We start from the raw sequence: 10,951 nt of genomic DNA on the forward strand, positions 1-10,951 counted from the left end.
GTCGCCCTCCTGGCTCTGCCTGACGCCGAGCCGCGCGTGGTGTCTTCTCGCTCGCGTTGATTCGAACGAGGTTTCCTCCTGGTGGGACGCGGTGTCTGGGTGTGGTGCGTGGCGCTGCTTGCGCTCGCGGGGTGCGACCCGGGGGCGGAGCTGTCGCCCTGTGCCGTGGACTGCGAAGGCGCGGCCTGCGCGGCCTGCGTCACGTCCCTGCCCGAGGAGAGCATCCGGCCCGCGCTCGCGTGTGATCAGCTCCCCGCGCCGTCACGGTGCCTGGGGCCTCGGGTGCTGGAGCGCTGTGAAGGCGGCGCCGTGCACCGGGAGGACTGCGCGGAGGACACGACCTGCGTCGAATCGCCCGAGGTCGCCTGTGTCTCGGGGACGGCCTGCGTCGACGGCGTCTCGCGGTGCACGGAGTCCGGCGCGTTGCAGCTGTGCACGAATGGCCGGTGGGTGGCGCGGGCCTGTGACGTGGCCTGTGAAGCCGCTCCGGGCCGTGGCTTCTGTGGCAGGCCAGGACCCACGCTGAGCGGCACGGTGCGCTACGCGCGACGCTTCCCGGACGCGGAGTTCCGCGCATGGACGCTGGACGTGGAGCCGGTGCCCGCGCGCGGGTTCCTCATCGTGTCGTTCCAGGGCTCGAAGGTCCTGGACTCGCAGGTGACGGATGACGCGGGCCGCTTCACGCTGAAGGTGTCGCCGTCTCCCGGTGAGGATGACCGCGTCGTCGTGTACGCGGCCGGTCGGGGACGCGATGGCGCGGTGGCCTACGCGGTGGCGGACCCCGGCTTGACCGGTGAGCAGACCGTGAAGACGGTGCCCGGGGACTCGGCCCGCATCTGGAGCTGGTCGCGCACGACGCGCGAGCTGTCCGAGCAGCCCGTGTTCACGCTCGCCGAGTCCGAGGGCTCCGGCGCGGCCGCGGTGTTCGACGTGCTGGGCACGGCGTGGCGCCGGATGCGCGAGCGCTACGACGGACGCGATGGCCTTTCGGTGGTGGCGTGGTTGGGCTTCGCGACGACCTGGTCCTGCGGTGCGTGCTTCGCGCCGTGGCCGGTGACGGCGGTGGGGCGGAGCTGGGAGTCGCAGGTGTGGCTGCCGGGGGACACGGATGCGGCGTGGTGGTCGGACGCGATGGTGATGCACGAGCTGGGGCACTGGGTGATGGCCAGCCGGGGGACGAGTCCGGAGGAGGGCGGTCCGCACTACGTGGGCGTGCCCACCTTTCCGGGGCAGGCGTGGAGCGAAGGCTGGGCCACGTGGTTCAGCGCGGACGCGCGCCGCAGCCCCCGCTACTTCGACCGGCAGGGCGGGACGATGTTCTGGGTGGACCTGTCCGCGCGGGCCTCCTCGGTGAGCCCCTGGACGCGGCCCCGAGCGGAGGGAGGTCTGCTCCAGCCCGTGGACGAGAACGAGGTGGCGGCCATCCTCTACCGCGCGGCCAACGGCACCCCGTCGAGCCAGCCCCTCTACGACGCGCTCGCAGCGCCCACGATGAACCGGTCCCCCTGGGCACGCGGCTACACGCGGCACACCTGGACGCGGGATGAGAAGGGCGCGCTCCTGGACGTGGTGGACACGGGCAGGCCGTCACCGTGTCTCGCGGACTTCCTGGACGCGCTGATGTGCAAGGGCTTCCCCAGCACCCTGGTGGACGCGGCCACCGAGCCCGCGACGGCGTTCCCGTATCCCAGCCACGAGCCCCTGTGCCCATGAAGCTTCCGCGAAGCCGACGATTCCTTCTGCGCCCCCTGATGCGCAAGCGCGTGGCGGGGGCCGTGCTGGCGCTGGCACTCGTCGGAGCGCTCTCGGCCAGCATGGCCTCCGGCGTGGACCGCGTGCGGCGCAAGAAGCCGCCAAGGCCTTCCGAGCCACCGCCTCAAGCGCATCGGGAGAAGCCCGTCCACACGTCGTCGCCGACGCTCCTGGCCTCCGCGCGCTCGGTGGCGCTCCCCGCCCACGGAATGGGCACGTGGGAGCTGCCGGCGCGTGAGCCTCATGACTCGCGGCATGTCCCGGTGAAGTCGCAGGTCACGGTGACGGTGACCGCCTCTTCCTCCACGGTTCTCACGCGAGGTCAGGAGGCCGACAGCACGGCGCCTCAGCCTACGGTGCTCCCCGCCACGGCGCGCATCCCCGCGCCGCTGCACGTCTCCTGGCGGGTGGTGGATGCTAGCGCGGACACGGTGCGGCTCGTCGCGCGGTTGGACCGCGGCCCGGGCTTCACCGCGCCCGTGCAGGTCTCGCTGCGCGTGCCGCCGCGCACGGTCCTCCGCGAAGGCCCCACGTCGCCCATCGTCGTGGACGGAGACACGAAGGAAGTGCCCTGGACCCTGGGCCTGCCCGCGGGCTCCAGCCCCGACGACGACCTCGTGCTGCTGGCGAGCGCCGGAGGTGAATCCTTCGGCGTCCACGCGGAGGCGCGCTACCACTTCGGCCGGACGCTCGCGGAGTCCCCCCTGCCCACGCCGGCGGGGCCTCCGCTGCCGGATGCGCTCATGCGCTCCCGCGAATAGCCCCGGGCTCAATCCAGGTTGAAGTACACCTCGTCGATGGCGCCGTGGAACTGGTCGTTGTTGTTCCCCGCGCTCTTGGCCCCGATGCCGACGGACTGGCCCGTGGGGTTGATGTCGTAGGTGCTGGCGAGCAGCGCGCTGCCACGGGCCACGTTGTCGATGAGGATGGTCAACGTGGTGCTGGTGCGCTGACACGTCACCTTGTGCCAGACGCCATCCGCGATGCCCACGGACGCCTTGACGATGACGGCGTCCGCGCCGCCGGTGGTGCGCACCACGCAGCTGGGCTTGCCCGTCACCGCGTCGTCCAGCTGCAGCTTCCACTGGGGCGTGGAGGAGAGCCCCTTCTGCACCAGGTTGGAGCCGTGGTCCGCGCTCAGCTCCGCGAGCGTCACCTTCACGCGCGCCCCGAAGGAGAACAGCGCCGTGCCCGGGTTGAGCGACACGGCATCCGCCGCGCTGATGAACGCCTTCGCGCACGTCGTCCCGGCACAGACGGCGGGGAAGCGCACGCCCTGGCCCTCGTAGCCCGCCGCCTCCACCGTCACGGTGCCGCCGTTGGCCGCCTGCACGGTGCCCGTGTGGCCCTTGCCGCTGTCGTCCACCACGGTGGTCACCGGGTCGGACACCGACTCGAACTTGTAACGCAGCTTCTGGCTCACCGCTCCGGCCGTCACCGGCCCCAGCAGCAACAGGGCAGACAGTCCCACACGCATCGGTTGGTTTCGCATGATGTTCCTCACGGCACGTCCACGGCCAGCTTCTGGAGGGCGGACTTCGCGTCAGCGTGGTCCGGCTGCAGCTTCACCGTGGCCTCGTATTCCTTCTTGGCCTCGGCCTTGCGGTTGGTGGCTTCCAGGAGCTGCGCGAGCGCGAAGTGCGGCTCGCCCGCGCCCGCGTCCACCTGCGCCGAACCCCGGAACGCCTTCTCCGCCTCCGGCAGCTTGCCCTGCCGGTACAGCGTGTGCCCCAGGTACAAGAGGCCCAGCGAGTTGCGAGGCTCCACCGCCAGCACGTCGCTCAGCACCTGGAGCGCCTTGGCCTCGTCACCGCCGCGCAGGTACAGGAAGCCCAGCTCCGCGCGGGCCTCCAGCTGCGCGGGGTCCTTCGCCACCACCGACTCCAGCTCCGGCACCGCCAGCTCCGGCCGGCCGCGCCGCGAGTGCAGGATGCCCAGCCGCGCCAGGGCCGCCGTGTCCGCCTCCTCGCCATCCGCGGGCGTCAGCAGCTTCTCCGCCGCCGCGTAGTCGCCCATGGAAAGCAGCAGGTCCGCCAGGCCCAGCTTCGCCGCGCGGTGCTTCGGGTCCTCCTGGAGCACGGCCTCGTAGAGCGGCCGCGCCTGGGCGCCCACGTGCTTCTTCGCGTACGCCTCCGCCAGCATCAGCCGGTTGTCCACCGTGGGCTGCAGCTTCACGCAGGCCTGGTACTGCGCGATGGCGCCGTCCAGGTCGCCCTTGGCCTTGAGCGCGTCGCCGTAGCCCGCGCGCACGCCGGGCTCGTCCGGGAAGGTCTCCACCGCCGTCTTCAGCGTGGCCACCGCGTCGTCCACCTTGCCCAGTTCCAGGTACGCGCGCGCCAGGCCCTGGTAGGCCTCCGTCGTCTTCTTGCCGTCGTCCGCGCTCTTCTCGATGGCCTTCTGGAACGCGGACACCGCCTGCGTCTTCTTGCCCTGCGCCAGGTACAGCTGGCCCAGCTGCGTGTACGGACCGCTCGCGCGCCGGGGCTCCAGCAGCAGCGCCTTCTCGAAGGCCTTCGTCGCCCGGGCGTTCTCCCCCAGCTGGAAGCACGCGAGCCCCAGGTTGAAGTGCGCCTCCGCGTACTTCGGATCCAACGCGATGGCCTTCTGGAACGCCTCCGCCGCCTTGCGCGCGTTGCCCTGGCCGTCCAGCACCACGCCCAGGTTGTTCTGCGCGCGCGCGTGCTTCGGATCCGCCTTCAGCGCCGCCTGGTACTCCGCGAACGCGCCCGTGACATCGTTCTCCCGCATCAGCACGACGCCCAGGTTGTAGTGCGCCTCCGCGTCCGAGTCCTTCTGCCGGATGGCCTCGCGCAGCACCTCCTTCGCCTCGGCGGCCAGGCCCTTCTCCGCCAGCGCCTTGCCCAGGTTCACCCGCGCCACCTGGAGCGCGCCGTCCAGCTTCAGCGCTTCTCGGTACGCCTCGATGGCGTCATCCGTGCGGTTCGCGCGCTGGAGCACCTCGCCCAGGTTGAAGCGCAGCTCCGCGTCCTTGGGCGACAGCTCCGTGGCCACGGAGTACTGGGTAATCGCCTCGTCCGTGTCGTCCTGGATGCGCGCCAGCATGCCGCGCTCCGAGCGCAGCGTGGCCTCCTCCGGGAAGGCCGCCAGCGCCGCGTCCAGCACCGCCTTGGCCTTGGGCACGTCACCCGACAGCCGCAGCGCGCGCGCGAGCGCCACCTTCGCGGGCACGCCGTCCGGCGTGAGGCCGACGAGCTTCGTCAGCGGCGCCACCGCGCGGCGCGGCTGGTTCTGGGACAGGAAGGCGGTGCCCAGCTTGTAGAGCGCGTCCGGGTCGTCCGGCAGCTTGTCCGCGCGCGCGGCGGCGGGCTTCTCCGGAGGAGCTGCCTCCGGAGCGGGAGCCTGGGCCGTCAACAACTGGAGGAGAAGGACTCCGGCTTTCGTCATCACAGGTTCTCCACGTACGGGCTGGCGCGCGCGTCGAAGGTCTTCTTGGCCAGGGCGGCCTTCTTCGCCTCCCACGCCTCCTTCGCCGCCTGCGCTTCCTTCGTGTCCCCCCCGAGGTTCGCGCGCTCTTCCTTCACGGCGGCCTCGCACTCGGACACCTGCTGCTCGAACTCCTTCGGCTCCAGACGCTCACTGCCCTGCACCTTCGCCTTGCGCGCCGCCGTCAGCCGCGCCAATTCAAAGCGGGCGAAGGCACACCGCAGCGACAGCTGCTCCACCTCGCGCAGTCCCACGTTGAGGCGCTGGTGCGCGCGCAGGTACTCCACGCGGGCCTCGGACTCCGCGATGGCCAGCTGCGCCACCTCGCGCGAGGACGCGTCCTGGGCGCGGTCCTCCTCGTCCTCGGCGGCCTCCTGGCGGGACTTCGCGCGGCGGATGTTGTCGCGCGCGCGGTTGATTTCGTTGTCCGCCTCGTCCACCCGGTCGATGGCCAGCGCCAGGTCGTTCTCCGCCTCCAGCAGCTCGATGCGGGTCTCGTACGGCAGCTTCTTCACCAGCGCGTCCGGCACGCGCATGCCGTAGCTCGGGCCGCAGGCGGCGGTCAGGAGGGACAGGCTGAGGAGCAGGTGGCGCTTCATGGAGCAGTGGCCTCGAAACGGCTGAAGATGGTCCGGCCGGAGTAGACGTCGGTGCCGTTGGTGAACGTGACGTTGAACTCGCCCGACACCCGGTCCCCGGGGTTTTTCGGAAGGGACTTCACGAAGAGGTTGCCGCGCACGAGCGGCGGGAACGGACGCACCGGCTCATCCAGCACGCTGCGGTCCACGCTGCCCCGCTGCGAGCCGTCCTCCAGTGCCTCCGCCAGGTCGATGTCCAGCGAGCCCGCGTATTCAGCGTCCGGCAGCATGTCCGCCACGCGCGCGCTCACCTTCAACACCACGTCCTGCCCGCTGCCCTGCGTGTTGACGAAGCTCACCGCCAGCGTGCCCTCCGCCAGGGCCGCCTCCGTGCGCTGGTAGCGCAGGTCGATGAGCTCCGTCACGCTGCCCTCCAGCCTGCCGCCCTCGTCACCACACGCGGTGGCGGCGAGCGCGAACAGCACCGGGGCGATGCGGCGCAAGGGGCTGGTCACTTGCATGCCTTCCACCCCGCGTCCACGTCCGGACCGTTGAGCGTGCCCATGTCCTTGAGCACGGCCAGCTCGCGGCGCGCGCCGTCCGTGTCGCCGAAGCGGCAGCGCAGCGCGGCCAGGTTGAGGCGGGCCTTGTCGTAGGTGGGGTCCGCCTCCAGCGCCTTGGCGTACGCCGCGCGCGCGCCCATGGCATCGCCCAGGTTCAGCATGGCCCAGCCCAGCGCCGCGTGCGCGGAGGCGCGCGTGTCCTGCAGCTCCGTCACGCGCCCGAAGGTCAGCTGCGCCATGCCGTACTGGTGCGCGTCCAGGTAGCCCATGCCCAGGGCCTCCAGCGCCTCGGCGGTGAGCACCTTCTCCGCCTTCTTGCGCAGGTCCTCCAGCGCCGCGGGCTGCGTGGGCGCGGCCGGCTGTGGCACCGGCAGCGCGGCCACGTCCGTGCGGTTGCGGCAGCCCACCACCGCCGCGTTGAAGACCTCCAGCGACTCCGCGCGGGACAGACAGGCCTTGAAGGCCTCGTCGGAGCGGGCCTTGAGCGGGCCCACCTGCTGCTTCACCGCGTCCTGGAACTGCTTCGTCTCCGCGGCGGACAGCCCGCCGGGCACCGGCGTCTGGTCCACCACGTCCGCGATGTGGCCGTATGCCAGGGCGATCTTCCACAGCGACGCCACCGCCCACTCCGGATACCCGAGCGACGCGGCCTGCGTGTACACGCCCTCCATGGCCTGGAGCGCGGCGACCTTCTCCTCCACCTTGTCCGCGGGCAGGTCCTTGTAGCCGCGGTAGAGGATCTCCCCCAGGTACCAGAGGCCCTTCGCGGCCTCCTCCGTCTGGCCGTTGGGGCCCTGCACCGCGGCGGTGAGGGTGGAGATGAGCGCGTCCGGCGGAGCGGTGGGCGCGGTGGTGGCCTGCACCTCCGCGAGCACCGCCGCGGCGGCCACGTTGTTCTTGTCCAGCTTGAGCGCGGTCTCCGCCGCCGTCTTCGCGCGCGAGTAGTCCTTCTGCTTCAGGCGCGTCTCCGCGAGCAGCGACAGCACCTCGCCCTTGCGCGCGCCCGCGGCCTCCGACGCCGTCTCCAGGTTGCGGGACGCTTCCTTGTACTCACCCAGCGCGATGCGCAGGCGGGCGCCGGCCATCCAGCCGTCCACCGACGCCAGGTCGCCCGTGAGCTTCTGGCCCACCTGTTCGAACCAGCCGGCCGCCTCGTTGAAGGCCGCCGCTTCCGCCGCGTGACGGCCCAGCGTCAGCAGCACGTCCGACAGGTACTGGCTCTTGGGATAGGACTGCACCAGCTTCGCGCCCAGCTCGCGCTCGCGCGGCAGGTCGCGCTTCTCACGCGCGGCGGTGAACGCGCCGTAGAGCGCCTTCTCGCCGATGTCGCTGTTCTTGTTCTCGTCCGCGACCTTCATCAGGCCTTCGATGACGTCGCCCGTCTCCTGCGCGCTCTGCAGGGCCAGCTCGTCCAGGGCCTCGGCCTTGCTCTGCGTGAGGATCTTCTGCACCTCCCCGCGGAAGTTGGACGGCAGCGCGGACGCGAGGAACTTGCGGCCCGTCTCGTCCAGCTTCTTGAAGTCGTTCACCTGCCGCAGGCTGTCCAGGGCCAGGTTGCCGGCCACCGGCGCGTCCTTGTACTGCGGGTGCGCCAGCGCGAACGCGGTGAACAGCTCCGCCGCCTTCGGGTACTCGCCGTCCTCGTAGTAGGCGCGCGCGATGTTGAACTTCACGTCCAGCACGTGCGCGCTCTGCGGGTAGCGGGACACGTAGGTCGCGCCCAGCAGCTTCAGCGCCTGGCGCGCGTCCGCCACCTCGAAGGCGTTGCGCTTCTGGGCCTCCTCCGGCTTGAGCGTGGAGAAGTGGGCCAGCAGCGCGCCGTACATGGCGGTGTCCACGGCCTTGTTGTCCTTGGCCTTGTCCTCGTAGCGGGCCAGCTCCTCGAACTGGCGCGCGGCCTCCGGGAACTCCTTGGCGGCGAAGAGCGCGTCCGCGCGGTTCTTCATGATGGGCCGCACGTACTGGTCCGGGCGGAACAGGCCCAGGTACTCGCGGTAGGCGGCCGCGGCCTTGAGGTACAGCTCGCGCGAGTCCGCCTTCTGCGCGGCCAGGTGCACCTGCGTGGACAGGTCGCGCGCCATCTCCTCGGTCTCCGCGAGCTGCTTCTTGCGGTCGGACTCCGTCATCTCCGGGTCCGTCTTGCTCTGCACGGCGGCGCGCACGAGGAAGCGGATGTCCTCCGGCTCCGGCATCACCTTGCCCTTGGCGGCCTTGAGCGAGTCGTACAGCTTCTGCCCGCGCTCCAGGTCCATCTCCGGGTCCGGCTGCACTTCCATCAGCTTGCGCAGCGCGGGGATGGCCCACTCGTACTGCTGCTTGATGAAGTAGCGGTTGCCCAGCTTGTCCAGCGCGAGCGCGTACGTGGCGCGGCTGTCGCTGAGCTTCTCGAAGTAGTTGAGCGCGCCCTTGGGGGGCTTGGCCTCCGTGTAGCTGTAGACCAGGTCCAGCAGCGCCTCGCGCTTGACGTTGAGCGCCTTCTTCACGTCCACGCCGGGCAGGGGCGCGCTGGCGGCCGCCGCCTCGAAGAACGTGACGGCCTCCGCGTGCTTGGCCTGGTTCACGCGGATCCAGCCCATCTTGTAGCGGGCCAGGTCGTGCACCGGCGACGGCGGCAGCTCCAGGATGGCCTGGTAGTGCTTCTCCGCTTCGACCAGGTCCGCCTTGTCGAAGAAGTGGTCACCGAGAATCTGCTCGGCCTCCAGGCGCAGCGGGCTGTTGGGGTACTTGCGCGTCAGGTCGCCCAGCGTCTTGAGCATCTCGTCGAACTGGCCCAGTTCGCGCTGCTCGTGCGCCAGGTAGAACGTCACCTGGTCCCCGTCCTTGAAGTCCGGGTACTCGCGCAGCAGGCGGTAGTACATCTGCACCGCCTTCTGCTTCATCAGGCGCGTCTCCGGGGAGACGATGGCGCCCGAGGCGCCCTCCGGCCGGGACTCCGCCTGGAGGTAGTACACGTAGCGGCTCTTCTCCACGTAGAGCTCCGCCAGCCGGAACTGCAGGTCCGGCAGGTACGGGGCGTTGCGGCTCTTGGAGATGAGCTTCTCCGTCTCGCCGATGGCGCGGTCCACCTTGAAGATGTCGCGCTTCAGCTTGGCGATGAGCTCCTCGCGCTCCTTCGCCTTGGACACGATGGGGTTGGTGTTGGGCCCCACGCGGCCGCTGGGGCCGGGGGCCGCGGCGGCGAGCAGCGCTGCGGTGATGAGGCCGGTGAACGGGCCGGTCATGGGGTTTCCTCGATGCAACGGCTCTCGATGCGGACCCGGTAGGACTTGAGCTCGTCGTTCCAGTATTCGTTGTCGAACTTGAAGGCGACCTGCGCGGGAGACAGCAGCTCCTCCTCTTGCGCGGCCACCACCTGCGCGCCCTTCTTCACGCGCTCGTACAGCTTGAGGCCCACCTCGTACTCCATGAGGCGCACCTGCTCCGCGGCGCGCAGGAGCGTGTCCGCCTCCTCGCGCACGGCGTCCTGCAGCCGCGCGTCGTACACGCGCACGGCCTCCGCGTGGGACAGGTCATACAGGCGCGTCAGGTGCCCGAAGAGGCGCTCGCCGAAGCTGCCGGCGTAGCGGCCCAGGCGCTCGCCCTCCAGGTCCAGGACGGCCACGAACCTCGCGGCGCGCTGGGTGCCGCCGTGAGCGTTGGCGGCGCGGCGCAGGCGCGCGTCCTGGCTCAGGTCCTCGCGGTTGCGCACGGACTCCAGCGAGTCCGCGTACCGGCGCGTCAGCTCCTTCGCCGCGCGCTTGGCGGGCAGGTAGTGGCACAGGTCGCGGAAGATGAGCGCGCGCAGGAGGTACTTGTCCGGCATGAACTCATCGCGGAAGGACGGCGCGTCCAGCGTGGTGAGGATGCCCAGCGCCGTGCGCAGTTCGCCCAGCTTGTAGCGGGTCCACGCCTCCTCCAGGTAGAGGCTGGCGCGGCCGGGGTCCAGTTCCGGCAGCTTCACCTTGCCGTAGGCCTCCAGCGCGCCGGGGAAGTCCTTCTTCTCGTAGCGCAGGCGGGCCACCGCGAGCGCCGCCTCGTTGCGCGCCTCGCGGGTGAGCTTCTCGTCCTCGGACAGGCCGAGGAAGTCCTTCACCATCTCCTCAGGCGGGTCCTTCACCTGCTTGAGCCGCGTCACCAGCAGCGCGAACTTCGCGCGGCTCGCTTCCGCGCTGGTCTCCGGCAGCTTGGAGAAGTGCGTGTTGGCCCAGCGCTCGTTGCCCACGCGCAGGTCCACCATGCCCTGCTGGTAGTGCGCGTATGCGCCCGTCTCATCCGGGAGGAAGCCCAGGTCGAGCGCGCCGAAGACCTGCTCGTCGATCATCACCTCGTCGTGCGGCCGGTCCGTCAGGCCCTTCAGCGCGTCCAGCGCGCGCGGCAGCACGTTGGGGTTGGAGCGCTCGCGCGCGATGCGGGCCAGGTACGTCGCGCCCGCGTGCGTGAGGCCCAGGTCGATGAGGCTGCGGGCGAGGAAGTACTGGCCCCAGGCGTAGTTGTCGTCCGTGCGGGGCGTGGCCTGGAGCCACGCGTACAGCGGGCCCGCGGCCTTGCGCGGATTGCCGGCGAAGTACGCCTTGAGCGCCCTGTCGAAGGTCTCCGGCGGCACCTTCTGCGGCGGGGGCGGAGGCGCCTCCGCGA

At 70.9% G+C, this 10,951-nt stretch carries 8 protein-coding genes; 2 read left to right on the forward strand and 6 right to left on the reverse strand.

Annotation, left to right across the window (positions count from 1 at the left end):
- Window positions 1–81 precede the first annotated feature (81 nt).
- Both D7X55_RS26920 and D7X55_RS26925 read left to right on the forward strand, forming a co-directional pair.
- Entirely contained in the window at window positions 82–1,713 is a 1,632-nt protein-coding gene (locus tag D7X55_RS26920; protein ID WP_121724556.1) for a hypothetical protein, read from the forward strand.
- A gap of 38 nt (window positions 1,714–1,751) precedes the next feature.
- Window positions 1,752–2,513, forward strand: a complete 762-nt coding sequence (locus tag D7X55_RS26925) for a hypothetical protein (RefSeq protein WP_120549423.1) — start codon at window positions 1,752–1,754, stop codon at window positions 2,511–2,513.
- A gap of 8 nt (window positions 2,514–2,521) precedes the next feature.
- On the opposite strand, the gene D7X55_RS26930 is transcribed toward D7X55_RS26925, so the two are convergent.
- The 6 genes from D7X55_RS26930 to D7X55_RS26955 all read right to left on the reverse strand — a co-directional run.
- On the reverse strand, window positions 2,522–3,229 hold the full coding sequence (locus D7X55_RS26930; RefSeq protein ID WP_147470222.1) for a laminin G domain-containing protein: 708 nt from the start codon (window positions 3,227–3,229) through the stop codon (window positions 2,522–2,524).
- Between the two features lie 23 nt (window positions 3,230–3,252).
- A complete protein-coding gene (locus tag D7X55_RS26935) occupies window positions 3,253–5,157 on the reverse strand; it encodes a tetratricopeptide repeat protein (RefSeq protein WP_120549421.1) in 1,905 nt (634 codons plus the stop codon).
- Window positions 5,157–5,795: a hypothetical protein gene (locus D7X55_RS26940; RefSeq protein WP_120549420.1), complete on the reverse strand. Its 639-nt coding sequence runs from the start codon at window positions 5,793–5,795 to the stop codon at window positions 5,157–5,159. The genes D7X55_RS26935 and D7X55_RS26940 overlap by 1 nt, the downstream gene beginning before the upstream one ends.
- A complete protein-coding gene (locus D7X55_RS26945) occupies window positions 5,792–6,295 on the reverse strand; it encodes a hypothetical protein (protein ID WP_233610090.1) in 504 nt (167 codons plus the stop codon). The genes D7X55_RS26940 and D7X55_RS26945 overlap by 4 nt, the downstream gene beginning before the upstream one ends.
- Window positions 6,286–9,558, reverse strand: coding sequence for a tetratricopeptide repeat protein (locus D7X55_RS26950; RefSeq protein WP_121724558.1), 3,273 nt, complete (start codon window positions 9,556–9,558; stop codon window positions 6,286–6,288). The genes D7X55_RS26945 and D7X55_RS26950 overlap by 10 nt, the downstream gene beginning before the upstream one ends.
- Window positions 9,555–10,951: hypothetical protein (locus D7X55_RS26955; protein ID WP_121724559.1), on the reverse strand; the 1,397-nt coding region annotated here is incomplete at its 5' end. The genes D7X55_RS26950 and D7X55_RS26955, both read right to left, overlap by 4 nt.

The organism is Corallococcus sp. AB049A (assembly GCF_003668885.1).
Classification (GTDB): Bacteria; Myxococcota; Myxococcia; order Myxococcales; family Myxococcaceae; genus Corallococcus; species Corallococcus interemptor.

What these genes read in the sequence shown, in the direction of transcription:
- D7X55_RS26930 (WP_147470222.1), bottom strand. Translation starts at nt 3,229, where the DNA reads ATGCGTGTGGGACTGTCTGCCCTGTTGCTGCTGGGGCCGGTGACGGCC.
- D7X55_RS26945 (WP_233610090.1), bottom strand. Translation starts at nt 6,295, where the DNA reads ATGCAAGTGACCAGCCCCTTGCGCCGCATCGCCCCGGTGCTGTTCGCG.
- D7X55_RS26940 (WP_120549420.1), bottom strand. Translation starts at nt 5,795, where the DNA reads ATGAAGCGCCACCTGCTCCTCAGCCTGTCCCTCCTGACCGCCGCCTGC.
- D7X55_RS26925 (WP_120549423.1), top strand. Translation starts at nt 1,752, where the DNA reads ATGCGCAAGCGCGTGGCGGGGGCCGTGCTGGCGCTGGCACTCGTCGGA.
- D7X55_RS26935 (WP_120549421.1), bottom strand. Translation starts at nt 5,157, where the DNA reads ATGACGAAAGCCGGAGTCCTTCTCCTCCAGTTGTTGACGGCCCAGGCT.
- D7X55_RS26950 (WP_121724558.1), bottom strand. Translation starts at nt 9,558, where the DNA reads ATGACCGGCCCGTTCACCGGCCTCATCACCGCAGCGCTGCTCGCCGCC.